The organism is Mesorhizobium sp. A623 (genome assembly GCF_054489405.1).
Genome location: NZ_JBTMXB010000002.1, coordinates 104,324 through 128,698, shown reverse-complemented (window position 1 = coordinate 128,698; position 24,375 = coordinate 104,324). Strand labels below are relative to the sequence as shown.

General features: G+C 63.5%; 21 protein-coding genes. 14 read left to right on the top strand and 7 right to left on the bottom strand.

Features of this window, described 5'->3' with window-relative positions; genetic code table 11:
- Window position 1 precedes the first annotated feature (1 nt).
- Both ACX3P1_RS02860 and ACX3P1_RS02855 read left to right on the top strand, forming a co-directional pair.
- The gene (locus tag ACX3P1_RS02860; protein ID WP_459078031.1) at window positions 2-2,524 is read left to right on the top strand and encodes a glycoside hydrolase family 2 protein; all 2,523 of its coding nucleotides are present in this window, start codon (window positions 2-4) and stop codon (window positions 2,522-2,524) included.
- On the top strand, window positions 2,521-4,266 hold the full coding sequence (locus ACX3P1_RS02855) for an alpha/beta fold hydrolase (protein ID WP_459078030.1): 1,746 nt from the start codon (window positions 2,521-2,523) through the stop codon (window positions 4,264-4,266). Before ACX3P1_RS02860 ends, ACX3P1_RS02855 begins: the two co-directional genes overlap by 4 nt.
- 22 nt (window positions 4,267-4,288) lie before the next feature.
- Here ACX3P1_RS02855 and ACX3P1_RS02850 read toward each other — a convergent pair whose 3' ends face one another.
- Window positions 4,289-5,119 (bottom strand): alpha/beta hydrolase, encoded by an 831-nt coding sequence (locus ACX3P1_RS02850; RefSeq protein ID WP_459078029.1) that lies wholly within the window; start codon window positions 5,117-5,119, stop codon window positions 4,289-4,291.
- A gap of 197 nt (window positions 5,120-5,316) precedes the next feature.
- On the opposite strand from ACX3P1_RS02850, the gene ACX3P1_RS02845 reads away from it, so the two are divergent.
- The 7 genes from ACX3P1_RS02845 (at window position 5,317) to ACX3P1_RS02815 (ending at window position 12,507) form a co-directional block, all read left to right on the top strand.
- Window positions 5,317-6,942, top strand: a complete 1,626-nt coding sequence (locus ACX3P1_RS02845) for an AMP-binding protein (RefSeq protein ID WP_459078028.1) — start codon at window positions 5,317-5,319, stop codon at window positions 6,940-6,942.
- On the top strand, window positions 6,939-7,769 hold the full coding sequence (gene kynA / locus ACX3P1_RS02840) for a tryptophan 2,3-dioxygenase (protein ID WP_459078027.1): 831 nt from the start codon (window positions 6,939-6,941) through the stop codon (window positions 7,767-7,769). Before ACX3P1_RS02845 ends, kynA begins: the two co-directional genes overlap by 4 nt.
- A gap of 56 nt (window positions 7,770-7,825) precedes the next feature.
- Window positions 7,826-8,962: an ABC transporter substrate-binding protein gene (locus ACX3P1_RS02835; RefSeq protein WP_459078026.1), complete on the top strand. Its 1,137-nt coding sequence runs from the start codon at window positions 7,826-7,828 to the stop codon at window positions 8,960-8,962.
- A 225-nt stretch (window positions 8,963-9,187) separates the two neighbouring features.
- Entirely contained in the window at window positions 9,188-10,108 is a 921-nt protein-coding gene (locus tag ACX3P1_RS02830) for a branched-chain amino acid ABC transporter permease (protein ID WP_459078025.1), read from the top strand.
- Complete coding sequence (locus tag ACX3P1_RS02825) at window positions 10,105-11,082, top strand: branched-chain amino acid ABC transporter permease (protein ID WP_459078024.1); 978 nt, start codon at window positions 10,105-10,107, stop codon at window positions 11,080-11,082. The genes ACX3P1_RS02830 and ACX3P1_RS02825 overlap by 4 nt, the downstream gene beginning before the upstream one ends.
- Window positions 11,075-11,824 (top strand): ABC transporter ATP-binding protein, encoded by a 750-nt coding sequence (locus ACX3P1_RS02820; protein WP_459078023.1) that lies wholly within the window; start codon window positions 11,075-11,077, stop codon window positions 11,822-11,824. The genes ACX3P1_RS02825 and ACX3P1_RS02820 overlap by 8 nt, the downstream gene beginning before the upstream one ends.
- Window positions 11,821-12,507 (top strand): ABC transporter ATP-binding protein, encoded by a 687-nt coding sequence (locus ACX3P1_RS02815; RefSeq protein WP_459078022.1) that lies wholly within the window; start codon window positions 11,821-11,823, stop codon window positions 12,505-12,507. Before ACX3P1_RS02820 ends, ACX3P1_RS02815 begins: the two co-directional genes overlap by 4 nt.
- Window positions 12,508-12,517: 10 nt before the next feature.
- Here the strand turns inward: ACX3P1_RS02815 and ACX3P1_RS02810 are convergent, their stop codons facing one another.
- From ACX3P1_RS02810 to ACX3P1_RS02790, 5 genes are all read right to left on the bottom strand, one after another.
- On the bottom strand, window positions 12,518-13,486 hold the full coding sequence (locus ACX3P1_RS02810) for a threonine ammonia-lyase (RefSeq protein ID WP_459078021.1): 969 nt from the start codon (window positions 13,484-13,486) through the stop codon (window positions 12,518-12,520).
- 66 nt (window positions 13,487-13,552) lie between these two features.
- The gene (gene kynU / locus ACX3P1_RS02805) at window positions 13,553-14,800 is read right to left on the bottom strand and encodes a kynureninase (protein WP_459078020.1); all 1,248 of its coding nucleotides are present in this window, start codon (window positions 14,798-14,800) and stop codon (window positions 13,553-13,555) included.
- Window positions 14,801-14,814: 14 nt separating this feature from the next.
- The gene (locus ACX3P1_RS02800; protein ID WP_459078019.1) at window positions 14,815-15,738 is read right to left on the bottom strand and encodes an ABC transporter permease; all 924 of its coding nucleotides are present in this window, start codon (window positions 15,736-15,738) and stop codon (window positions 14,815-14,817) included.
- Between the two features lie 2 nt (window positions 15,739-15,740).
- The gene (locus tag ACX3P1_RS02795) at window positions 15,741-16,520 is read right to left on the bottom strand and encodes an ABC transporter ATP-binding protein (protein ID WP_459078018.1); all 780 of its coding nucleotides are present in this window, start codon (window positions 16,518-16,520) and stop codon (window positions 15,741-15,743) included.
- A gap of 81 nt (window positions 16,521-16,601) precedes the next feature.
- Window positions 16,602-17,588, bottom strand: coding sequence for an ABC transporter substrate-binding protein (locus ACX3P1_RS02790; protein ID WP_459078017.1), 987 nt, complete (start codon window positions 17,586-17,588; stop codon window positions 16,602-16,604).
- A gap of 190 nt (window positions 17,589-17,778) precedes the next feature.
- Here ACX3P1_RS02790 and ACX3P1_RS02785 point away from each other — a divergent pair, with 190 nt between their 5' ends.
- Window positions 17,779-18,543: a GntR family transcriptional regulator gene (locus ACX3P1_RS02785; protein ID WP_459078016.1), complete on the top strand. Its 765-nt coding sequence runs from the start codon at window positions 17,779-17,781 to the stop codon at window positions 18,541-18,543.
- 26 nt (window positions 18,544-18,569) lie between these two features.
- Here the strand turns inward: ACX3P1_RS02785 and ACX3P1_RS02780 are convergent, their stop codons facing one another.
- A complete protein-coding gene (locus ACX3P1_RS02780) occupies window positions 18,570-20,210 on the bottom strand; it encodes a GMC family oxidoreductase (protein WP_459078015.1) in 1,641 nt (546 codons plus the stop codon).
- A gap of 308 nt (window positions 20,211-20,518) precedes the next feature.
- Between ACX3P1_RS02780 and ACX3P1_RS02775 the strand changes: the two genes are divergently transcribed.
- The 4 genes from ACX3P1_RS02775 to ACX3P1_RS02760 all read left to right on the top strand — a co-directional run bounded on the left by ACX3P1_RS02775 (window position 20,519) and on the right by ACX3P1_RS02760 (window position 24,375).
- Window positions 20,519-21,664, top strand: coding sequence for an ABC transporter substrate-binding protein (locus ACX3P1_RS02775; RefSeq protein WP_459078242.1), 1,146 nt, complete (start codon window positions 20,519-20,521; stop codon window positions 21,662-21,664).
- On the top strand, window positions 21,661-22,461 hold the full coding sequence (locus ACX3P1_RS02770; RefSeq protein ID WP_459078014.1) for an ABC transporter ATP-binding protein: 801 nt from the start codon (window positions 21,661-21,663) through the stop codon (window positions 22,459-22,461). The genes ACX3P1_RS02775 and ACX3P1_RS02770 overlap by 4 nt, the downstream gene beginning before the upstream one ends.
- Window positions 22,461-23,171 carry an ABC transporter ATP-binding protein gene (locus tag ACX3P1_RS02765; RefSeq protein WP_459078013.1) on the top strand — a complete coding sequence of 237 codons (711 nt, stop codon included), beginning with the start codon at window positions 22,461-22,463 and terminating at the stop codon, window positions 23,169-23,171. Before ACX3P1_RS02770 ends, ACX3P1_RS02765 begins: the two co-directional genes overlap by 1 nt.
- 316 nt (window positions 23,172-23,487) lie before the next feature.
- Window positions 23,488-24,375, top strand: a complete 888-nt coding sequence (locus tag ACX3P1_RS02760; RefSeq protein WP_459078012.1) for a branched-chain amino acid ABC transporter permease — start codon at window positions 23,488-23,490, stop codon at window positions 24,373-24,375.

The following is a 24,375-nucleotide window of genomic DNA, read 5'->3' as shown; positions in this document are numbered from 1 at the left end:
GATGGACGCTTCGGTGTCGATGGGCGACGCTGCCGAACGGCTGGAACAGGGATGGTTTTTGGCCGTCTCTGACGCCGGCGCGTGGCCCTCGCCCACCGCCACCGACCGCGATGCCGAATGGCTGGAGGCCGATTGTCCCGGAACCGTGGCTGGCACGCTCGAAAGGCACGGGCGATGGGATCACAAAGCGCCTGCCCCGCTGCATGATCGCGACATCTGGTATCGCTGCAGGCTCGACGCGCGCGGCCCAGCGCGCCTGGTATTCGAGGGTCTGGCGACGATTGCCGAAGTCTGGCTGGACGACCGCCTTCTGTTCACATCGACATCGATGTTCGAGGCGCATGAAGTGCCGGTCGACCTCGCCGGCGGCGAGCAGCTTTCCATCGCTTTCCGCAGCCTCGACCGCCATCTGGAAGGCGTGACGGGACCGCGTGCCCGCTGGCGGCCGCGCATGGTCGGCGACCAGCGCCTACGGCTGGTGCGCACGACGCTGATCGGCCACCTGCCGAGTTGGTGCCCGCAATTCGACGCCATCGGACCGTGGCGGCCGATCAAGCTCGTCCGCGACCATACTGTTCCGCATATTGTCGATACCGCGCTTCAAGCTGAACTGGACGGGGAGACGGGCAAGCTGTCGGTCGCAATCACCTTGTCCGAACCGCTCGATGCCGGAGAACAGGCGACCGTCACCTGCGCGGGCGTAACGGCAGCGCTGGATAGGGAGAGCCCTACCCGCCTCACGGCCACACTTCATATTCCCGATGTAGCGCCCTGGTGGCCTGCCGGCTACGGCGAGCCGGCGCTGCATGCGGTGACAGCCATTTTCGGCGCGGTGCGCAGCACTATCGGCCGCGTCGGCTTCCGCAACATCGAACTCGACCGTGGCGTCGAGGGCCGAGACTTCCGCCTAGTCGTCAACGGCGTGCCTATCTTTTGCCGCGGCGCGGTATGGACGCCCTCGGACCCGGCGCGCCTGCCGGAAAGCCGCGCGGCCATCGAACACGACCTCGAACTGGCGCGCGAGGCCGGCGTCAACATGCTTCGCCTCGGCGGCACCTTCGTCTATGAATCGGATGCCTTCCATGCGCTCTGTGACGAAATGGGCATCCTGGTCTGGCAGGATCTGATGCTTGCCAATTTCGACTATCCGGCCAAGGACGCGGCTTGGTGCGATAAGCTGGCGCGCGAGGTGACCGGTCTTCTCAAGCGGCTTTCGCATTCGCCGTCGCTAACTGTTTTGTGCGGCGGCAGCGAGATTGCCCAGCAGGCTGCAATGCTCGGCCTGCCCACGCATGTCGATCCGACGCCGTGGTTCGACATGGTGGTGCGCCCGGTGGCGGAGGCCCTGCGGCCCGACCTCGTGCTTGTCCCGTCTTCGCCGTCGGGTGGCAGCCTGCCCTTCGTCGCCAATGGCGGGCCGACCCATTATTACGGAGTCGGCGCATATTGCCGGCCGCTGGAGGACGCGCGCCGCGCTCGCGTGCGCTTTGGCAGCGAATGCCTGGCCTTCGCCAACGTGCCCGACCAGGCGACGCTGGATGCTCACCTTCCCGTTCCGCCGGTGCACGATCCACGCTGGAAGGCGGCCGTTCCGCGCGATGCCTCGGCATCCTGGGATTTCGAGGATATTCGCGAGCACTATCTGGAAACGCTGTTCGATGTCGATGCCCGCCGCCTGCGCCGGGAGGACCCGGCCCGCTATCTGGACCTGTCGCGTGCGGTGACGGCCGAAGTAATGGAACGCACCATCGACGAGTGGCGTCGGCCCGGCTCGCCGACGGCCGGCGCACTGGTCTGGTTCTGGAAGGATTTGCAGATCGGTGCCGGCTGGGGCGTCGTTGATGCCACGGGCAGGCCGAAATCGGTCTGGCATGCGCTGAAGCGCGCCTTCCAGCCGCTGCGGCTGATCCTGTCCGACGAGGGCGTCAACGGACTGGAGGTCCATCTCGTCAATGACGGTCCCGAGCCGGTGCAAGGCAACTTGTCGCTCACCTGCCTGCGCGATGGAACCGTGACCGTGGCAAAGGGAAGCAAACCCGTCCACGTCGAGGCGCATGGAGCACTGACGCTGTCCGGCTTCGACGTGCTCGGCGCCTTCTTCGACATGAATTACGCCTACCGGTTCGGCCCCGCCGGGCATGAAATGACGGTAGCGCGCTTCGTGCCCGACAATGGCGACAAGATTGCCGAGGCTTTCCACGCCCTGCCCGGCACAATGACCGGAAGGCGCGATGTCGGGCTTTCGGCAAGGGTGGAGCGCACGCCGGCCGGATGGCAGATGGCGCTGGATTGCCGGCGCGCGGCCTATCACGTCGACATTCGCGACGAAATGTTCCGGGCTGAAGAAAACGGCTTCCATCTCGTGCCGGGCAGCGAGAAAATCGTCCGCCTCATCGGGCCAATGGCAGGCAGCCCGTCAGGCACCGTAAGCGCCATCAATGCCGACCGCGACATCGCCTATCGGCCCTCCACGCCTGAGCCGGTGGCAAGCGGGGAAACCCGAAACGCCGAGGCGGTTTCATGAGATCGATCGTATTCGACAACGCAATCGGCTGGCTGACGGACGCCCCCGGCAGTCGCGGCGTCGTCATTGCCGGGGCGCACGGTTTCGAGGATTTGTGCAGCCGCCACTTCCTGAAGCTGCTCGCGGACCGGATCGCTGCGGCTGGCTGCCCCGTGCTCCAGTTCGATTATCCCGGCTGCGGCAATTCCGCCGGCGATACCATGCAGCCCGGACGGGTCGAAGCCTGGGTGAAAAGTATCGGCGATGCCACCGACAGGCTGAAGCAGGAGACGGGCGTGCAAGACGTCATCCTCGTCGGCTTCCGGCTGGGCGCGCTGCTTGCTCCACTGGCGGCGGCCCGGCGCGACGACGTGGCCGGCCTGATGCTGCTGGCTCCGCCTTCTTCCGGCAGGGCCTATGTGCGCGAGATGACCGCGCTTTCGCGCATGATCGACGCCCCTCTTGCCGCAAGCGGCGCGCCCGACGCTTTCGACGGCCTTCAAGTGGCCGGGTTTCGGCTGCCGCACGAAACGCTGGACGATCTCTCGGTGCTGAACTGGCAAAATGACCTGGCCGGAACCGCCGCGTCCAAGGTGATGATCTTCACCAACGGCAAGCGACCGGCAATCGACGGCATGCCGCAGAACGCCATCGAGTTCGGCGAATTCGACGGCTACAATCTGCTGATGTGCGATCCCACCGCCAACCAGATCCCGATGCGCACGCTGGAGCGTTGTGCAGCCTGGGTAGCCGGCAATGCCGGTTCGGCACGCGGCAATAACGTGAAGACCCCTTCTTTTGAACCGCAAATCCTGCGCGGCGACGGCTACCACGAGCAGCCGGTCGTCGTCGCCGGCGACCTGCCGATCCGCGGCGTCCTTTGCCGCCCTGACGGCGACCAGGCTGCCGATCCTCTCATCTTCCTCAACGCCGGCGGGGTTCCGCATGTCGGCTGGGCGCGCGGCACGGTCGAGGCGACCCGCGCGCTCGCAGCGAAAGGCATCGCCTCGCTGCGGATCGACCTGCCGGGGCTGGGCTTGAGCGACGGCCCGCCAGATGGGCGGGTGTTCCTCTACGACCAGCGCACGAAGCTTGCCGTCATCCGCGCGGTCGACTGGATGGAGAGGGCAGGCTTTTCGCGCATCGGCCTGGTCGGCACATGCTCCGGCGCTTTCCAGGCGTTCCACGCGGCGCGCGCAGACAAGCGCGTGACGAGGCTCGTCATGATCAATCCGCTGTGCTTTTCCTGGAACAGTTCCTACGCGCTGGAACTGGCCGTCTGGAAAACCTACGAGACGTCGAAGGTTGCGTTTGGACAGAGCCACAGCACCTTGAAGGAAATCGCTCCTGCGAAGAACAAATCGCGGTTGCGCGCCGGGGTGTCCCGGTTGGCGCGGCACACCATCCGGCGCGGACTGGAAGTAGCCAAGACGATGCTGCTCCGCTTGCATCCCTTGAAGCTTCTGCACGGTTCCCCGGTTGCAGGCTGGATGCAGGCGCTGTCCAATCGCGGTGTGCAAATCCTGCTCGTCACCTCGCAAGGCGACCTCAGCCTGGAGGAAATCGACCGCCATTTCGGCCCGAACGGCGAGCGCCTTCGGGCGATGCGCGGTGTTGACCGGTTAACGCTTGAAGCAGCCGACCACACGCTAACGCCGCATCACGCCCGCCGCGTGCTGATCGAGCGGCTCGGCCGGTTCTGCCACAATGCCGATCCCATCGCAGCGCCGCCCGCCAGCATCCTCCGCGCGAAAGCCGCCTGAGAGTAGGACAAAAATTGTAACGTCACGGGCATTCCACCAAGGCCCGCGTCAGCGGGTGGTGCGGATCGGTCAGACCGTCCATGATATTGTAGTGGTGCCTGTCCGGCTCGACGACGACATTGGTCGCAGCGCCGAGACCGGTCCAGATATTGGCCAGAAGGGCGTTCTGCCGCAGGAATTCCGCCCGCTCGCTGCCGCCCGCCCAACAGGTAACGCGGGCGTTTTCCATCGGCCGCAGCAGAGCCGGGCTCTCGGCCAGCGCTTCGGCCTCGTCGATGCGCAATTCTTCATTCATGCCGGTACCCATCAACGGCCGCAGATCGTGAAGGCCGGAGAGTGACATAACATGACGGATGCGGCTGCGAATGTCGCCGGTCAGAGGCGAGTTCGCACAGATCATGCGGCTGACCAGATGGCCGCCGGCGGAATGCCCGGTCAGCATGATCGGACCGGCAACCATCGCTGCGGCGGCTGAAATGGCTGCACCGATCTCGCTGGTAATGCCGGCGATGCGGATTGCCGGGCAAAGCGTGTAGGAGGGAACGGCCACTGCATAGCCCTGCGCGACCGGCCCGGCGGCCAGATGCGACCAGAAACCCTTGTCCAGCGCCAGCCAGTAGCCGCCATGCACGAACACCACCAGACCACGCGGATCGCCCGTCGGCAGGAACAGGTCGAAGCGGTTACGAGCGCCGTCCCCGTAGCCAATGTCGAGCTTCGCCTGCCCGGCAGCACTCATGGCATCGCGGAAATTCTGGGCGGGTTCGACCCATGCCGCCGGCCAACGCTCGCCGCCGGCAATATGCGCGCTGTTGGTATAGGCGTCGCTCCAGTTCTCCACCCGATGAAACATTGATCCCCTCCCGATATTGCTTGCCAGTTGGCCATAGCAGTTCCGCGGCTGGCCGCTAAGTCGTCAAAATCACCCTGCCACAAAAAGCTTTAGGCTTGAAATAATTTTCGGCTGGTGCCATGATTTCCGGATCGACGAAGGCGGCGCATCGACAGGGAGAATGCGCCGGCGTCAGTCGATGGGAGGAAATCGCGATCATGCTTGGGCCAACGGCGCATACGGACACGTTCACGCGCGACAATCTCCCGCCGTCGAACGAATGGCCCACATTCCTGCTCGATGATTTTCAGTATCCGGACTACCTCAACGCTGCGGTCGAACTGACCGACCGCATGGTCGACAAGGGTTTTGGCGACAATACCGCCCTGATCGGCAATGGCCGCCGCCGCACCTACAAGGAACTGTCGGACTGGACCAACCGGCTGGCGCATGCGCTGGTCGAGGACTATGGCGTCAAGCCCGGCAACCGCATCCTGATCCGCTCGGCGAACAATCCGGCCATGGTCGCCTGCTGGCTGGCCGCCACCAAGGCCGGCGCGGTCGTCGTCAACACCATGCCCATGCTGCGCGTCGGCGAACTGGCCCAGATCGTCGATAAGGCGGAGATCGGCCTGGCGCTGTGCGACACCCGTCTGATGGACGAGATGGTCGCCTGCGCCAAGGACAGCGACTTCCTGCAAAAGGTCATCGGCTTCGACGGCACGGCGAACCATGACGCGGAACTGGACCGCTTGGCGCTTGGCAAATCGGTGCGCTTCGACGCGGTCAAGACCGGGCGCGACGATGTCGCTTTGCTCGGCTTCACCTCCGGCACCACGGGCACGCCGAAGGCCACCATGCATTTCCACCGCGATCTGCTCATCATCGCCGACGGCTATGCCAAGGACGTGCTCGGCGTCACGCCCGACGATGTCTTCGTCGGATCGCCGCCGCTTGCCTTCACCTTCGGCCTTGGCGGCTTGGCGATCTTCCCGCTGCGTTTCGGCGCGACCGCGACGCTGCTCGAAACCGCCTCGCCGCCCAACATGATCGAGATCATCGAGACCTATAAGGCGACGATCAGCTTCACCGCGCCGACCGCCTACCGGGCCATGATGAAGGCCATGGACGAGGGTGCGGACCTGTCGTCGCTGCGGGTCGCGGTATCGGCCGGCGAAACCCTGCCCGGCCCGGTATTCGAGGAATGGGTAAAAAAGACCGGAAAGCCGATCCTCGACGGCATCGGCGCGACCGAGATGCTGCACATCTTCATTTCCAACCGGTTCGAGGACATGAAACCCGGCTCGACCGGCAAGCCGGTCGGCGGCTATCAAGCGCGCATCGTCGATGACGCCATGCAGGAAGCGCCGCGCGGTACGATCGGCAAATTGGCGGTGCGCGGCCCGACCGGATGCCGCTACATGGCCGACGACCGCCAGCATAACTACGTCCGCGACGGCTGGAACCTGACCGGCGATTCCTTCTTTCAGGACGAGGATGGCTTCTTCCACTTCGCCGCCCGCTCCGACGACATGATCGTCAGCGCCGGCTACAATATTGCCGGGCCGGAGGTGGAGGCGGCTCTTCTAGCGCATGACGACGTTGTCGAATGCGCCGTCATCGGTGCCACCGACGAGGCGCGTGGCCAGATCGTCGAAGCCTATGTCGTGCTGGTCAAGGGCGCTGCCGGCGACGCGCTGATGGTCAAACGGCTGCAGGACCACGTCAAGGCGACGATCGCGCCCTACAAATATCCCCGCTCCGTCAAGTTCCTCGACGCCTTGCCGAAGACGCAGACCGGCAAGATCCAGCGATTCCGGTTGCGGTTGGAGCGCGCGCAATGAGCTACGACCCCTCCACCGAGGGCGCGCAGATGTCGTTCAAGGAGCGTATGTCCTATAGCGACTATCTGCACCTGGAAAAGATTCTCGACGCGCAGGAACCGCTTTCCAGCGCCCATGACGAGATGCTGTTCATCGCCCAGCATCAGGTTTCCGAACTGTGGATGAAGCTGGCACTGCATGAACTGCATTTCGCGGTCGGCTCGCTGCGAAAAGACGACGTGCGGCCCTGCTTCAAGATCCTGACGCGGGTGGCGCGTATCTTCGAGCAGCTCAACAATGCCTGGGATGTGCTGCGCACGATGACGCCCAGCGAATACACCGAGTTTCGCAATTCGCTCGGCCAATCGTCCGGTTTTCAGTCGTGGCAGTACCGCGCCATCGAATTCCTTGCCGGCAACCGCAATCTGGCGATGCTCGGGCCGCACAGCCATCGCCCGGACATTTTGGAAAGGCTGGAGACGATCCTCGCCCAGCCCTCGCTCTACGACGAAGCCATCCTACTTCTTTCCCGCAACGGCTTCGACATGGGCGCGGACGCCACCCGCACCGATTGGCGCGAAACACGCGGCGAGAGCGAGCAGGTGCTTGCCGCGTGGGAAACGATCTATCGCGACCCGCACCGCTACTGGATGTTCTACGAACTGGCCGAGAAACTGGTCGATTTCGAGGACTATTTCCGCCGCTGGCGCTTCAACCACGTCACTACCGTCGAACGCATCATCGGCCTCAAGCGCGGGACCGGCGGAACCGGTGGCGTTTCCTACCTTAAAAAGATGCTGGAGGTTGAACTGTTCCCGGAACTCTGGAAAGTTCGCACCCGGCTATAACAATCGGAAATCCCCAAAAGGGGATATCGGCCAAATGAAATCGGGAGGAGAATTTTATGCGTAGTATTTTGACGGCCAGCCTGCTTGGCCTTGCAATGACGGCGTCGGGGCTGGCCCAGGCGGAACCGGTGAAGATCGGCGTCATCACCACGCTTTCGGGGGGCGGCGCCGGTCTTGGCGTCGACATGCGTGACGCCTTCACGCTGGCCATGAAACAGTCCGGCAACAAGGATGTCGAACTCGTCATCGAAGACGACGCACAGAAGCCCGAGCTTGCCGTGCAGATCGCCGAAAAGATGATCCAGAGCGACAAGGTCGATCTGATGACGGGCATCATCTGGTCGAACCTCGCCATGGCGGTGGTGCCCAACGCGGTGGCGCAGGATGTCATCTACCTGTCGCCGAATGCCGGCCCCTCGGCGCTCGCCGGCGCTAAATGCAACAAGAACTATTTCAACGTCGCGTACCAGAACGACAATTTCCATGAGGCGATGGGGCAATACGCCAACAAGGACTACAAGAAGACCTTCATCCTCGCGCCCAACTATCCGGCCGGCAAGGATTCGCTGACCGGCTTCAAGCGGTATTACAAGGGCGAACTGGCCGGCGAACTCTACACGCAGGTCGGCCAGACCGACTATGCCGCCGAGATCGCGCAGATCCGTGCTTCGGGTGCGGACTCGGTGTTTTTCTTCCTGCCGGGCGGCATGGGCATCGCCTTCATGAAGCAATATGCGCAGTCGGGTGTCGGCATTCCGGTGCTCGGCCCAAGCTTCTCCTTCAGCCAGGACGTGCTGCCGGCGATCGGCGACGCCGCGCTCGGCGTCAAGAACTCGGCAAGCTGGTCGCACGATCTCGACAACGAGGCCAACAAGGCGTTCGTGAGTGCCTTCCAGGCCGAATACAAGCGCCTGCCCTCGATCTACGCGGCGCAAAGCTGGGATACGGCCAATCTGATCCTCTCGGCCATGTCCAAGGCGAGCGTCAAGGACAAAGACGCTTTTCGCGCGGCGCTGAAAGCGGCTGACTTCAAGTCCGTGCGCGGCTCGTTCACCTTCAACACCAACAACCACCCGATCCAGGACATCTATGTCCGCGAGGTGGTGAAGGAAGGCGACGTCTTGACCAACAAGATCATCGGCACGGCCTTCGAGAAGCACGGCGACGCCTATGCCGAACTTTGCAAGATGTAGGCAAATCTTCCCCGTTTACGGGAAGCATTGAAGATTACCCCCACTCCGATTTGCTTCGCAAACCACCTCTCCCCCCCTCAAAAGGGAGAGGAAAAGCCGCCACCTCTTTCCTCCCCCCTTTTGAGGGGGAGAGGTGCCGAGCAAAGCGAGGCGGAGCGGGGGTCTTCTCCGCCCTATCCGTCCTACCGCCCTCTCCATCCCGCAAACCATACAGCGAAAAACCCCGTGACCACCGCCCTCTTGATCGAGCAATTGCTGAACGGGTTGCAGCTTGGCGTCATGCTGTTCCTGATCGCGGCCGGCTTGACGCTGATCTTCGGCGTCATGGGCTTGATCAACCTCGCCCACGGCTCGCTGTTCATGATCGGGGCATTTGCCTGTGCGGCCGTGGCGGCGGCCACCGGTTCGTTCTGGATCGGCCTTGCCGCCAGCCTCGCGGCTGCCGCAGCGGCCGGCGCGATCATGGAGATCGTGGTCATTCGCCGCCTCTACGACCGCGACCATCTCGACCAGGTTCTCGCCACTTTCGCGCTGATCCTGATCCTGTCGGAAGGCACGCGCTGGGTGTTCGGCTCGTTTCCGCTCTATCTCGACATTCCACCGCTGCTGCAAGGCGCGGTGCCGCTGCCCGGCGGCGGCCAGTACCAACTCTACCGGCTGGCGATCATCGGCGTCGGCATCGTGGTAGCCATCGGCCTTTATCTGCTGATATCGCGCACGCGCCTCGGCATGCGCATCCGCGCCGGTGAGACCGACCGTGAAATGATCGCGGCGCTCGGCGTCGATATTCGTACGCTCTATACCGTCGTCTTTGCGCTGGGTGCGGCGCTGGCCGGCTTGGCCGGCGCGCTGGTCGGCGCGTTGCAGTCGGTGCAGGTCGGCATGGGCGAACCGGCGCTCATCCTCGCCTTCGTTGTCATCGTCATCGGCGGTATCGGCTCGATCAAGGGAGCGCTGGTCGGCGCAATTCTCGTCGGCACGGTCGATACGATGGGGCGTTTTCTTTTGCCAAAACTTCTGGCGCTGGCGCTGCCTTCAGCGCAAGCCAACATGGTTGGCGCGGCCATTGCCTCCATGCTGATCTACATCGTCATGGCGCTGATCCTGGCATTTAAGCCACGCGGCCTGTTTGCGGGGCACGGATGATGCCGGCGCGCCAAAGCCTCATCAACGGCGTGCTTGCCTTGCTGCTGCTGGCGGTGCCGATCGGCGCGTCTCTCGCCGGCGAAACCTTCTATGTCACGCTGGCGACCCGCATCGTCATCCTTGCGCTGGCGGCACTTGGCCTCAACATCGCGCTCGGCCTCGGCGGTCTGGTATCGTTCGGCCACGCCGCGTTTTTCGGCCTTGGCGGCTATGTCGCCGGCATTCTGGCGACGCACGCCTTCAACGGCGAGACCGTGCTGTTCGGCCTGCCCGCGACCACGTCGATGCCGGTCATCTTGCTGGCGGCCATCGTCGTCTGTGGCCTTGTGGCGATCCCCATCGGCATCATCAGCCTGCGCACATCCGGCGTCTATTTCATCATGATCACCTTGGCTTTCGCGCAGATGATCTACTATTTCGCCGTTTCCTGGCCCGATTATGGCGGCGAGGACGGCCTGTCGCTTTATGTCCGCAACAGCTTTCCCGGCGTCAACACCGCGCAACCCCTGCCCTATTTCCTGATCTGCTTCACCGTGCTGATGCTGGCGCTGGCGCTTTTTTCCGTACTGCGCGGCTCGCGTTTCGGCTCAGCGCTGGAAGCGGCACGACAAAATCCGACACGGCTGGCCGCGGTCGGCATCTCGCCTTTCAGCATAAAACTGGTCGCCTTCGTCATCTCGGCGATGATGACGGGCCTTGCCGGCGCGCTGTTTGCCGACCTCAACCGGTTCGTCAGCCCCTCCATGCTGTCCTGGCAGATGTCCGGGGAACTGATCGTGCTGATCATCCTCGGCGGCAAGGCGCGCCTGTTCGGGCCTGTTGCCGGCGCCATCGTCTATGTGCTGGTCGAATTCGTATTGGGCGGCATCACCGAACACTGGCAGTTCTTTCTCGGATTGATCCTGCTCGGCGTCGTCCTGTTCGCGCGGCAGGGACTGCTTGGCCTTGTAGCGGGAAAAGCGCGCCATGGCTGAGCCCATCCTCGAAATCAAAAATCTCAACAAGACATTCGGCGCGCTCAAGGCGACGGACGACATCACGCTCGACCTCAAACCTGGTGAAATCCACGCGCTGATCGGCCCCAACGGGGCTGGTAAAAGCACGCTGATCCACCAGATTTCCGGCTCGCTCACCCCCGATTCCGGCGCGATCCGCTTTCTCGGGCAGGACATGGCCGGGCTCGACATGGCGGCACGGGCGCGGCGCGGCCTAGGGCGCAGTTTCCAGATATCGTCGGTCGCGCCGGAATTTTCGGCGCTGCGCAACGTCATGCTGGCAGTACAGGCGCGGCAAGGTTCGAGCTTCCACTTCTTCCGGCCCGTCAACACCGACAAAACGCTGGTCGAGCCGGCCATGGCCGTGCTGGAACAGGTGGGCATGGCCGCGCGGGCGAAAATTCCCGCTGCAGAACTCTCGCATGGCGAGCGCCGGCAACTGGAAATCGCCATCGCGCTGGCCATCGGCGCAAAAGCGTTCCTGTTCGACGAGCCGATGGCCGGCATGGGACCGGAAGGCTCCAAAAACCTGACCGGCTTCCTCGACCGGTTGCGGCAGCAAGCGCCGATCCTGCTGGTGGAACACGACATGGACGCCGTCTTCGCACTGGCCGACCGCATCTCCGTGCTCGTCTATGGCCGCGTCCTCGCGACCGGAACCGTGGACGAAATCCGCGCCAACCCCGAGGTGCGCCGGGCCTATCTCGGAGAAGCGGCATGAGCCTGCTTGCGCTTCGCGGCCTTGAAACTTTCTATGGCGCTTCGCAGGCGCTGTTCGGCGTCGACCTGACCGTCGAAAACGGCGAGGTCGTCGCCCTCATGGGCCGCAACGGCATGGGCAAGACGACGACGATCAACTCGATCCTCGGCCTGGTCCGGCCCCGTAGTGGCACCATCGACTTTGCCGACACCAACCTTTCCGGCCTGCAAGCGCACCGCATCGCCCGGCTGGGGCTGGGGCTCGTGCCTGAAGGACGGCGCTGCTTCCCCAATCTCACCGTCGAGGAAAACCTTCTGGTCGCCGCGCGCGGCACCGACTGGAACCTGAAGCGCGTCGTCGCGCTGTTCCCGCGTCTCGGTGAACGGCGCAGCCAATACGCCAACACCCTGTCCGGCGGCGAGCAGCAGATGCTGGCCATCGGCCGCGCGCTGATGACCAACCCGCGCCTGCTGATCCTTGACGAAGCGACCGAAGGCCTGGCCCCGGTCATCCGGCAGGACATCTGGGCAGCACTTCGCCAGTTGAAGGCGGCGGGCCAGTCCATCCTTGTGGTCGACAAGACGCTGTCCGAATTGTTGCCCGTGGCCGACCGCTGCGTCATCCTGGAAAAGGGTATGTCGGTGTTCGAAGGCCGACCGGATGCGCTGACGCCAGAACTTCAGGACCGCTATCTCGGCGTCTGATCTCTTGGGCTCAAGCCGCCGGAATGCCGCCCCCGAGCACCACGGAATAGGCCGCCGCGTCAATATTGCCGCCGGAGATCACGCAGACGACGTTGCCCGTCAGATCGGGCCGCGCGATCGCGGCAGCGAGCGAGGCTGCGCCCGCCCCCTCGGCCACGATTTTCGCCTTCCTGAACAAGAGCCGCATCGCCTCTGCCACCTCAGCGGGACTGACGGCGATGGCACCGTCGATCAGGTCGCGCACGACGGGCCAGAGCTGCGGCACCAGCGACGGGCCGCCGATACTCTTGATAAAGGACGGACGGGTCTCCACCGTCACGATCCGCCCGGCTTCAAGCGAAGCACGGACCGGGGCGGCGCTGTCGTCTTCGACCGCGAAGACACGCGCCCGTGAGGAAACGGCCTTGACCGCGCTGGCCACCCCGGTGGTCATGCCGCCGCCGCCATAGGGGGTCAGCACCACGTCGACATCGGGCAGGTCCTCGACGATTTCCATGCCGATGGAGCCGTTTCCGGCCAGCACCGCCTGGTCGGTCACCGGGTTGATCAGCAATTCCGGCGCATTCGGCCGGTCCGCGCCGATGATGTAGTCCCACCAGGTCTCAGCGCTGATGAAGCGCGCCTCGCCGCCGAGATCCCGCACCCCATCGATCTTGGTCTGCGGCGCCCCGCGATACATGTAGGCAACCATCGGCACGCCGACGAGGCGCGCGGCGAAGGCCATGCCATAGGCCATGTTGCCGGAGCTGGTGACCGCGACGCCGTCGCGGAGGGTCGCGGGATCGCGTGACAACACGGCGTTCAGCGCCGGACGGAGCTTGAAAGCCCCGATCGGTGACAGCGTCTCCAGTTTCAGGAAGATTTGCCGGCCCGGCAGCCCGAGGTCGAGTTTTACCAGCGGCGTGCGCACAAAATGGGGTTCTATGCGCGCACGCGCCTCGGCGATCTCGTCAAGTGTCGGGCGGCGTGGTGCGGTCATGGCGAAGTCCCCCGATACTCGCAGGCGGCTGAGAGATTGCGGGCGGCGGAGCCCGCAGTCGCCGGATCAGGTCACCGCCGCGCGCACGGCAAAGCGCGCGTCCTGCCAGAAACCGCTTTCCAGTATTTCTTCCAGCACGGTCGCCGCCTGCCATGCGTCGCGAAAACTCGTGTAAAGCGGCGTGAAACCGAAGCGCAGGGTCGAGGGTGCGCGGAAATCGCCGATGACACCGCGCTCGATCAGCGCCTGCATGACCTCATAGGCATTGTCGTGCCGGAACGAAACCTGGCTGCCGCGCCGCGCACTATCGCGCGTGGTTTCCAGCAAGACGCCATGCCGGCCGCATTTCACCTCGACCAATTCGATGAACAGATCGGTCAGGGCGACGCTCTTGCGGCGCAGGGCCGCCATGTCTACCTCGTCCCAGATGTCGAGCGCGCCCTTCAGCGCGCGCAGCGACAGGATCGGCTGCGTGCCGCACTGGAAGCGTCCGATGCCTTCGCTGCCCGAAAAATTGCGCTCCATGGCGAAGGGGCGCGCATGCGCCCACCAGCCGCTCAACGGCTGGACGATGCCGGCATGATGCCGGTGCGCGGCATAGATAAAGGCAGGCGAACCCGGCCCGCCATTGAGATATTTATAGGTGCAGCCGACAGCGAAATCCGCGTCCGCACCGTCGAGATCCACGGGCAGCGCACCGACACTGTGGCAAAGGTCCCAGACGATGAGCGCACCCGCCGCGTGGGCCTTGCGGGTCAACGCGGCCATGTCGCGCAATTCGCCGGTCTTGTAGTTGACGTGGTTGACCAGGACCACGGCGGCATGCTCGTCGATCAATTCCTCGATCGACGGCGCATCGACGCCCTCCAGCCGCAGCGTCGTGCCGGGCCGGGTCGAGGCGACGCCCTCGGCCATGTAGAGATCGGTCGGAAAGCTGCCGCCCTCTGCAACGATGACGTGGCGCTCCGGTCGCAAGGCGAGTGCGGCGTGCAGGACCTTGTAGATGTTGATCGACGTCGTGTCACAAACCACCGTCTGGCCGGCGGCGGCACCGATCAGGCCGCCGATCCGGTCGCCCAGTTGCAGCGGCAGGTCGAACCAATCGGCCGTGTTCCAGCTGCGGATAAGCCCCTGGCTCCACTCCTCCGTGGCCGCCTTTTGCAGTTCGGCGAACACCGCCGGAGATGCCGCGCCCAGCGAGTTCCCGTCGAGATAGATGATCCCGTCCGGCAGGATGAACCTGTCGCGAAACGCACGAAGCGGATCGGCGGCGTCCAGCGCTTCGACGGCGGCTTGGTCGGGTAGTTTGGGCATGCTTATACTTCCAGCTACTCGCGAAAAGTTTCTCGCGCCGCTGCCGGCCCGCGATTGAGCTTCAGGCTCGGCAGGGCCAGCATGATGAGCACGAACATGCCGGTGGCGAGCTTGAGATCGGGCGGCGGCATGCCGGCGGCAAGACACAGCGAAACGAGCTGGTAGTAGACGATCGCGCCGACGAACGGGGCGAGCAACTGCCGCAGCACCGTCTGCTTGCCCGTGATCGCCTCGCCGATCATCAGCGCGGCAAGGCCGTTGATGAGGATGCCGAGGCCCATATTGACGTCGGCAAAACCCTGGCTTTGCACCATGAGCGCGCCGCTGCCTGCCGAGAACGCGCCAGCCAGCCCGATGCCACCGATGGTGGCGGCCCACACATTGATACCCTGCGCTTCGGCCATGTCGGGGTTCGCGCCGACAGCACGCACGGCGGTGCCCTTCTCAGTCTTAAAATAGAGGCAAAGCAGGATGAGCACGGCTACGCTGATGATGCCGGCAACCACGATCTTGCTGGCCGGAAAGCCTTCCCGCAAGCCCGGCACCCAGTCGAACACCGTGGCATTGCCGAACACGGACAGGTTGGAGCGGCCCATGATGCGCAGATTGACGCTGTAGAGCATCGTCAGGATCAGGATGCCGGCGAGCAGCGTATGGATGCGAAACCGCAGATGGATGAACGCCGTGCAGCAGCCAGCGGCAAAGCCGGCGGCAAGCGCTGCGGCGATGGCCGTCAGCGGCGACGCGCCGGCGGCAAGCGCCACCCCGCACACGCAGCCGCCAAGCGGGAACGCGCCCTCGCTGGTCAGGTCGGGAAAGCTGAGCATGCGGAACGGGATCATGATGCCGAGCACGACGAAGCTGAGGATGAAGCTTTGCGCGAGCGTGACCGGGATCAGCGCGATGAAGCTCGACAGCGTTTCTTCAAGAAAACCCATGCTCAACTCGCCAGCAGCATACGGTCGGTCTTGACCGAGAAATGACCGATCAGGTCCGTCACCGTGATGTCGCGCTTTTCGTCGCCGGTGATTTCGAGACGCACGCGTCCCGCATCCAGCATGATGACGCGGTTTCCGAAATCGATGGCGTGCTGCATGTTGTGCGTCACCATCAGCGTGGTCAATTTCAAGGCTTCCACGGTTCGGATGGTCGCTTTCATGACGATGTCGGCGGTGCGCGGATCGAGTGCCGCCGTGTGCTCGTCGAGCAGCAGCAGATCGGGCGAACCGCTGACCGCCATGATGAGCGACAGCGATTGGCGCTGGCCGCCGGAAAGCAGTTCCACCTTTGTGTCAAGACGGCTTTCGAGCCCGAGCCCGAGCACCGCCAACCGCTCCCGATAGGTCGCCATCCGCGTTGCGTTGAGACCAAGGCGCAGGCTGCGCTTGGTGCTGCGAAGGTCGGCAAGCAGCATGTTTTCGGCGACCGTCATGGACGCGGCGGTGCCGCGCATCGGGTCCTGGAACACACGCGCCAACCGCGCCGCGCGCTTATGCACCGGCGTTGCCGTCACATCGTCGCCATTGATGAGGATCTGGCCTGAATCCAGCATGAGCGAGCCGGAAATGGCATTGAGCATGCTGCTTTTGCCGGCGCCGTTGGAGCCGATGACAACGCCGAAGTCGCCGCTGGCCAATGTCAGGGTGAGATCGTCCAGCGCGATTTTTTCATCCGCCCGGCCTTGATAGAAGACCTTTCGGGCCGATCGGATTTCCAGCATCTGCCCCCTCCGTGCAACCGCAACCGGTTTGAAAAAATGGCGGCGACACGGTCGCCGCCATTCATTGATCGGTTCGCTGGATCAGTCCGCGAAGCAGTTGCAATTGTCGAAGGATGCCGGGATTTCGATGCCGAATTCCTTGGCGACCTTACGCGAAATCAAGGGCGCATGGTCTGCATAGGCTGGCCTCGAAGGCGCAATGCTCTTCGGGTCCGCACCCTTCAGGATCTGCGCCGCAATCTTGCCGGCGTTCTCGCCGACCTGCTCGTAGTTCACGGCAAAGCTTGCCGGCACCACGCCGCTGCGGACCGCGCCGTCATCGGAGTTGACGATGGGGATGCCGGCCTGGCGGGCTGCCGCCGAAACCGCCGCGATCGCCGGCTGAAGAAGGTTCGAGGCCGGCGTGTAGATGACGTCGGCCTTGCCGGCCAGCGAAGCGATGCGCTGCTGGATGTCGTTCACATTATCGACGCCGACCGAAACGACCTCGAAACCGGCAGCGGGCGCGGCTTCCTTGACCTTTTCGAGCAGCGCCACGTCATTGGCCTCGCCCGGATTGTAAGGCACGCCGAACCTCTTGGCATTGGGCAGAAGCTCATGCGTGAACTTCATCACGGCCGCCATGTCCTGAAGGTCGCTGGAGCCGGTGATGCCGTCGCCTCCGGAATCCCACGAAGGAACCAGCTTCGCCGCAACCGGATCGGTAACGGCCGTGAACACGATATCGATGCCCGAACCGGCCAGCGCCTTCATCGCGATCTGCGATACCGGCGTCGTCACGGTGTAGATGATCTTCGGATTCTCCGCCTGAAGCTTGGCGATCATCTGCGGCACCAGCGAAGCATCGAAATTGGTGTGGCTTTCCGAATAAACGACGTCCTTGCCTTCGACGAAGCCATTTTCGGACAAGGCTTTCTTGAACCCGGCGATGGACGCATTAAGCTGCGGATGTTCGCCGAAATTCGCGATGCCGATGCGGATCGGATCGGCTGCGGCCGTAGCCACGCTTGCCACGAACGCGCCAGCCAGGACCAGTCCTGAAAGCCAGCCGGATTTAGAAAAAGTCATGATACCCCCTCTCAGAGACAGGCACGCGCAACAGGCGCTCTCGCCATTCTGGAGAAGACAATAGCCGCTCCAAAAAGGTTGTCAAACAGATATATATAGATAGGCAACATCGCCAAGATTATATATAATCCGGCTGTTCTGCTGTTTCACACAGAGGTGACGCCACCTCGCTCATCCTATCGCAGGCGCCATGAACAACCAAGTCTCATCAAGCAAGACGGAAGCGGCCTACCGGCTCCTGCGCCACGACATTTTGACGACGCGGCTGAAACCCGGCGCGCCGTTGAAACTCGGCGCTTTGCGCGATGCCTATGGCGTCGGCTGGACACCGCTGCGCGAGGCGCTGTCCCGGCTCGAGGCGGAGAAGCTGGTCACCGCGATCAGCAACCGCGGCTTTGCCGTCGCGCCCGTCTCGCGGCCCGAACTGGAAGATTTGGCGCGCGCGCGCATGGTGGTCGAACTGCCGCTGCTGCTGGAGTCCATTGCCAATGGGGGGGCAGAATGGGAGTCCGCGGTGGTGACGAGCCACTACCGCCTCTCGCGCTGCAAGGTCGCCCCGGACGACCCATCCGAGGCAGCGGTCGACGAATGGGACGAAAAGCATGCCTCCTTCCATGGCGCCTTGCTAAGCGCCGCCAGCTCGAACTGGCTCTTGCGGTTCCAGGCGACCATTTCCGACCAGTTGCGCCGCCACCACCGCTTTCTCGGTCTGGCCCCCATATTGAAGGCGGCCGAAGGCTTCCAGGACGGCTATGAAAAGGCCATCGCCGCCTTGCGCGAAGCGATGGCGATCGAGCACCATACCGCTTTGATGGAGGCGGCCCTGGACAGGGATAGCGAGAGCGCCCGCATCCTCATGGCCGAGCACATCGGCTACACCCTGCACGCATACATCAACTACGACGATGCCGGTGCGCAACCGGATACGCCCCATCGGCGCAGGTCCAGGGCGTGAAATCATGAAGATGGTCCGGCGGACCGTCAGCCTTGGTTCAGGATCATGTCGGACGCCTTTTCGGCGATCATCACCGTTGGAGCATGCGTATTGCCCGAAACGATGGTCGGCATGATCGAAGCGTCGACGACGCGAAGCCGCTCGATGCCATGCACCTTGAGTTCCGCATCCACGACGGATCGGGCATCGTCCCCCATTCTGGCCGTCCCGACCGGGTGAAAGATGGTGGTCGCGATATCGCCGGCCGCCCGCGCCAGATCGTCCGGGCTGCTGATATGCGTGCCGGGCTTGAATTCCTCGGGGCGATACATGCGCAAGCGTTCGGTTGCCATCAGCCGCCTTGCTTGGGTGATCGACTGCGCGGCGATCTCGCGGTCGCCGTCGGTCGCCAGATAGTTCGGCGCAATCATCGGCGGCTGGTGCGGATCGGCGGAGCGGATACGCACGTGACCGCGCGATTCCGGCCGAAGGTTGCAAACCGAAACGGTGATCGCCGGGAAGCGGTGCAGCGGATCGCCGAACTTCTCCAGTGACAGCGGCTGTACGTGGAACTCGATATTGGGCGTATCGAACCGGGGATCGGAGCGCATGAAAATGCCGAACTGGCTTGGCGCCATCGCCATCGGGCCGGAGCGCCTGAGCGCATATTCCAGCGCGATGCCCGCCTTGCCCCACAAGGTCGCCTGCCGTTCGTTGAGCGTCGCCGCGCCCTGTATGCGGAACGCCGTGCGTATCTGGAGATGGTCCTGAAGGTTTTCGCCGACACCCGCCAGATCGTGGAGAACCTCGACCCCGTTTTCCTTCAGGAGCGCTGATGGACCAATTCCGGAAAGCTGGAGCAATTGCGGCGAGTTGACCGCACCGGCCGAAAGCACAAGCTCGCGCGAAGCCATAGCTGTGGCCATGCGCCCATCGGCGTCACGAAACAGAATCCCGGTAGCACGGCGTCCGTCAAAAAGGATGCGTTCGGCCAGCGCATGGGTGACGACGCGAAGATTTTGGCGCGACCGCACCGGCCGCAGGAAGGCGCGCGCCGCGCTGAAGCGCACGCCATGGCGCTGGTTGACGTCGAAATAGCCCGCGCCCTCATTGTTGCCGGTGTTGAAATCCTCGGTTGCCGGAACGCCGAGTTCGCCCGCCGCCTCCCGCACCGCATCGAGGATCGGCCAGTTCAGCCGCTGCCGTTCGACGCGTAGCGGCCCGCCCTGCCCGTGATTTTCATCGTCGAGCTGGTAGTGATCTTCCGAGCGCCGAAACAGCGGCAGCACGTCCGCCCACCCCCAGCCGGGATTGCCGAGTTGGCGCCACTGGTCGTAGTCGCGCGCCTGCCCGCGCATATAGATCATGCCGTTGATGGAAGAGCAGCCGCCCAGCACCTTGCCGCGTGGGTAGGAAAGAGAGCGGTCATTGAGGCCTTTCTCCTTTTCCGTGCTGTAGCACCAGTCGGTGCGCGGATTGCCCATGCAGTAGAGGTAGCCCACCGGAATATGGATCCAGTGATAATTATCCCGCCCACCGGCTTCGAGCAGAAGAACGCGGTTGCGGGGATCAGCGCTCAGGCGGTTGGCGAGAACGCAGCCGGCCGAGCCGGCCCCCACGACGATATAGTCCCATTCGCCATAATCGATGGCGTCGATACCAGTCTGGCCGTCCGTTTTCCTGCCCATCGTCCTATTCTTCTCCGACAAGGGCGCCTGCCGCAATCGGGCAATGGAAAAAAGCCGTATCTGTCAGACTCCGGCGCCCATCTGGTACAACCAGGGATGTTCTCGACGACCGCCGCGTGGACCGGCCGAAAACAAGGTATCCGCCGCAGCCGGACATCTTTCCTTGACGAAGGCATGAACCTTGGATCATTTATGAATCATAACAAGCAGCCTCCGAGTACTGGACAAGCTGCAACAAGGGAGGACTACCAGTGAGATTATCGTACCTGATTTCCGCAGCACTTCTGGCAACGACCGCAATTCCCGCCATGGCCGCCGATATTTCTGACGGCAAGGTCAAGATCGGTATCCTCAACGACCAGTCCGGCGTCTATGCCGACTTCGGCGGCAAGTGGTCGGTCGAGGCGGCCAAGATGGCGGTCGAGGATTTTGGCGGAAAGGTTCAGGGCGCGCCGATCGAGATCGTCGATGCCGATCACCAGAACAAGCCCGACATCGCCTCCAACATCGCCCGCCAATGGTACGATACCGAACAGGTCGACTCCATCATGGAACTGACCACCTCTTCCGTCGCGCTTGCCGTGCAGGGCGTCTCCAAGGACAAGAAGAAGATCGACATCGTCACGGGTGCCGCGACGACCGACCTGACCGGCAAGGCCTGTTCGCCCTACGGGTTCCACTGGGCCTACGATACGCATTCGCAGGCTGTCGGAACGGGCGGTGCGCTGGTGGAGGCCGGCGGCGACAGCTGGTATTTCCTCACCGTCGACTATGCGTTCGGCTATTCGCTGGAAGAACAGACCTCCACCTACGTCAAGGACAAGGGCGGCAAGGTGCTGGGCTCCGTGCGCTATCCGCTCGGCACCACGGACTACTCCTCCTTCCTGCTGCAGGCGCAGTCCTCGGGCGCCAAGGTCATCGGCCTTGCCAATGCCGGCCTGGACACCTCCAATTCGATCAAGCAGGCCTCGGAATTCGGCATCGTGCAGGGTGGCCAGCGGCTGGCAGCGCTGCTGTTCACGCTGGCGGAAGTGCATGGCCTCGGTCTTGAGGCAGCGCAGGGCGTCGTGCTGACGGAAGGTTTCTACTGGGATCGCGACGACAAGAGCCGCGAATTCGCAGAGCGCTTCTTCAAGCGCACCAAGCGCATGCCCAACATGATCCAGGCCGGCACCTATTCGGCCGTGATGCAATATCTCAAGGCGATCGACAAGGCCGGCACCGACGAGACCGAGGCTGTCGCCAAGGAACTCCATGAAATGCCGGTCAACGACGCCTTCACCCAGAACGGCAAGGTGCAGTCCGACGGCTCGATGGTGCACGACATGTATCTCTATCAGGTCAAGAAGCCCGAGGAGAGCAAGAAGGACTGGGATTACTACACCTATCTCGCCACCATTCCCGGCGACAAGGCGTTCATGTCCGCTTCCGAAAGCGGTTGCGACCTTAAGTGACGGGTGCCGCCGGCGTGGCCACGGCACCGACAAGCTCTGACGACAAGCCGCAGGTGGTGCTTTCCGCCCGCGGCTTGCGGCGCGATTTCGCAGGCTTCACCGCCGTCAACAATGTCGATCTCGACGTCCATCACGGCAAGATCCATGCGCTGATCGGGCCTAATGGCGCCGGCAAGACCACCGTCTTCAACCTGCTGACCAAGTTCCTGGCGCCGACCAGCGGCAGGATCGAACTGCTCGGCCGCGACATCACCCGCACCTCGCCCGCAAAGGTCGCGCGCATGGGCCTGGTGCGGTCCTTCCAGATTTCGGCGGTTTTCCCGCACCTCTCCGTGCTCGACAATGTGCGCGTCGCCCTGCAGCGGCCGGGCGGACTAAGCACCCAATTCTGGCGCTCGGCCGACACGCTAGACCGGCTGACGCCGCGCGCCATGGAACTGCTTGGTTCCGTCGGCCTCGACGACGCCCGAAACCGGCTGGCCGGCGACCTGTCCTACGGGCGCAAGCGCGTGCTGGAAATCGCCACCACGCTGGCGCTGGACCCCAAGGTGCTGCTGCTGGACGAGCCGATGGCCGGCATGGGCCACGAAGACGTCGGCACTGTTTCCGACATCATCCGGTCGGTCGCCAGGGATCGCGCCGTGCTGATGGTCGAACACAATCTGACGGTCGTTTCGGACCTCTGCGACTGGATAACCGTGTTGCAGCACGGAGAGATACTGGCCGCCGGCGACTACGCTACCGTCAGCAACGACGAACGGGTCAAGGTCGCCTATATGGGCACGGAGTACGCCTGATGGCGCAAAATTCGCCCCTGCTGGCAGTACGAGGCCTCAACGCCTGGTATGGCGAGAGCCATGCGCTGCACGGCGTCGACCTGGAGGTCTTTCGCGGCGAGACGGTGACGCTGCTCGGCCGCAACGGGGTCGGCAAGACGACCACCTTGCGTTCCATCGTCGGCCTGATCCGCAAGCGCACCGGCGAAATCGCCTTCGACGGCCACGATCTCATGCATCTGCCACTGCACCGCACCGCCTATGCCGGCATCGGCTTCGTACCGGAAGAACGCGGCATCTTCGCCACGCTGAGCGTGGACGAAAACCTCGTCCTGCCGCCGGTCGTCGCCAAGGGCGGCATGAGCGTCGAGGAAATCTTCGACCTCTTCCCCAATTTGAAAGCGCGCCGCAACAGCCAGGGCACCAAGCTGTCGGGCGGCGAACAGCAGATGCTGGCGATCGCGCGCATGCTGCGCACTGGCGTCACCATGCTTTTGCTGGACGAGCCGACCGAAGGGCTGGCGCCCGTCATCGTGCAGCGCATCGGCGAATTACTGGTGGAACTCAAGGCGCGCGGCATGACCATCCTGCTCGTCGAACAGAATTTCCGCTTCGCCAGCCGCGTCGCCGACCGCTTCTACCTGATGGAACATGGTAAGGTGGTGGGCGGCTTCCCGGTCGGCGAACTGTCGTCGCACATGGGCGAACTTCACGAAGTGCTGGGGGTGTGATGGTGAGGAACCGTGACTTGAACTCCCACTGGTCCAGATCGCCGTTGGCTTGCGAAAGGGCGCGGCATGGATTCCCGACCGCTCGCGCTACGCACTCGCTCACGAGGCCGGGAATGACGGAGTTCTTTGCTGCCCGTACTGGTGGCCTGCTTCACCGGTTTGCAGACGGATGCAAGCAAACCCGTCTTTCCCGGCCTCGTGAGCGAGGAACGAGCGGTCGGGAATCCATGGCGCGTCGCCAAAGACATCAGCGCCTGCCAAAACATGGTCGCAAGGCAACGCAGCCAGCGCTCAATCTAACCGCGGCAACCCGGCCATGACGATGATCTTCGGCATTCCTATTCAGGCGCTGCTCGGCCAGTTGCTGGTCGGCCTCATCAACGGCTCGTTCTACGCGATGCTGAGCCTCGGGCTAGCGATCATCTTCGGCATGCTGCAGATCATCAACTTCGCCCATGGCGCGCAATATATGCTGGGCGCTTTCGTCGGCTATCTGTTGCTTAACTATCTGGGCATCGGTTACTGGCCCGCTTTGATCCTGGTGCCGGTCCTCGTCGGCCTGTTCGGCATGGTGATCGAGCGGCTGGCGATATCGAGGCTCTACGGCGTCGATCCGCTCTACGGGCTTTTGTTCACTTTCGGCCTCGCCTTGGTTCTCGAAGGCATTTTCCGTTATTATTACGGCGTGTCGGGCAACCCTTATTCGGTTCCGGCGCTGCTATCGGGCGGCACCAATCTCGGCTTCATGTTCCTGCCCATCTATCGCGGCTGGGTGGTGATCGCTTCGCTGATCGTGTGCTTCGGCACCTGGGCGCTGATCGAGAAGACAAGGCTCGGCTCCTATCTGCGCGCCGCAACCGAAAACCCGCGTCTCGTGCAGGCATTCGGCGTCAACGTCCCGCTGCTCCTCACGCTCACCTATGGCCTGGGGTCGGCGTTGGCCGGGCTTGCCGGCATTCTGGCAGCCCCCGTCTATCAGGTCAGCCCGCTGATGGGGTCGGATCTCATCATCGTCGTCTTCGCCGTCGTCGTGGTCGGCGGCATGGGCTCGATCCTCGGCGCCATCGTCACCGGCTATATGCTGGGCCTCGCCGAAGGCCTGACCAAGGTTTTCTACCCGGAAGCCTCCAACCTCGTCATCTTCGTCATCATGGCGATCGTTCTTCTGGTCCGCCCCGCCGGCCTGTTTGGAAAGGACGCCTGA

Coding starts and splice junctions, on each gene's coding strand:
- ACX3P1_RS02845 (WP_459078028.1), top strand. CDS start 5,317: ATGCTTGGGCCAACGGCGCATACGGACACGTTCACGCGCGACAATCTC.
- ACX3P1_RS02785 (WP_459078016.1), top strand. CDS start 17,779: ATGAACAACCAAGTCTCATCAAGCAAGACGGAAGCGGCCTACCGGCTC.
- ACX3P1_RS02815 (WP_459078022.1), top strand. CDS start 11,821: ATGAGCCTGCTTGCGCTTCGCGGCCTTGAAACTTTCTATGGCGCTTCG.
- ACX3P1_RS02820 (WP_459078023.1), top strand. CDS start 11,075: ATGGCTGAGCCCATCCTCGAAATCAAAAATCTCAACAAGACATTCGGC.
- ACX3P1_RS02765 (WP_459078013.1), top strand. CDS start 22,461: ATGGCGCAAAATTCGCCCCTGCTGGCAGTACGAGGCCTCAACGCCTGG.
- ACX3P1_RS02810 (WP_459078021.1), bottom strand. CDS start 13,486: ATGACCGCACCACGCCGCCCGACACTTGACGAGATCGCCGAGGCGCGT.
- ACX3P1_RS02780 (WP_459078015.1), bottom strand. CDS start 20,210: ATGGGCAGGAAAACGGACGGCCAGACTGGTATCGACGCCATCGATTAT.
- ACX3P1_RS02825 (WP_459078024.1), top strand. CDS start 10,105: ATGATGCCGGCGCGCCAAAGCCTCATCAACGGCGTGCTTGCCTTGCTG.
- ACX3P1_RS02775 (WP_459078242.1), top strand. CDS start 20,519: ATGGCCGCCGATATTTCTGACGGCAAGGTCAAGATCGGTATCCTCAAC.
- ACX3P1_RS02850 (WP_459078029.1), bottom strand. CDS start 5,119: ATGTTTCATCGGGTGGAGAACTGGAGCGACGCCTATACCAACAGCGCG.
- kynA (WP_459078027.1), top strand. CDS start 6,939: ATGAGCTACGACCCCTCCACCGAGGGCGCGCAGATGTCGTTCAAGGAG.
- ACX3P1_RS02800 (WP_459078019.1), bottom strand. CDS start 15,738: ATGGGTTTTCTTGAAGAAACGCTGTCGAGCTTCATCGCGCTGATCCCG.
- ACX3P1_RS02835 (WP_459078026.1), top strand. CDS start 7,826: ATGCGTAGTATTTTGACGGCCAGCCTGCTTGGCCTTGCAATGACGGCG.
- ACX3P1_RS02855 (WP_459078030.1), top strand. CDS start 2,521: ATGAGATCGATCGTATTCGACAACGCAATCGGCTGGCTGACGGACGCC.
- kynU (WP_459078020.1), bottom strand. CDS start 14,800: ATGCCCAAACTACCCGACCAAGCCGCCGTCGAAGCGCTGGACGCCGCC.
- ACX3P1_RS02860 (WP_459078031.1), top strand. CDS start 2: ATGGACGCTTCGGTGTCGATGGGCGACGCTGCCGAACGGCTGGAACAG.
- ACX3P1_RS02795 (WP_459078018.1), bottom strand. CDS start 16,520: ATGCTGGAAATCCGATCGGCCCGAAAGGTCTTCTATCAAGGCCGGGCG.
- ACX3P1_RS02790 (WP_459078017.1), bottom strand. CDS start 17,588: ATGACTTTTTCTAAATCCGGCTGGCTTTCAGGACTGGTCCTGGCTGGC.
- ACX3P1_RS02760 (WP_459078012.1), top strand. CDS start 23,488: ATGACGATGATCTTCGGCATTCCTATTCAGGCGCTGCTCGGCCAGTTG.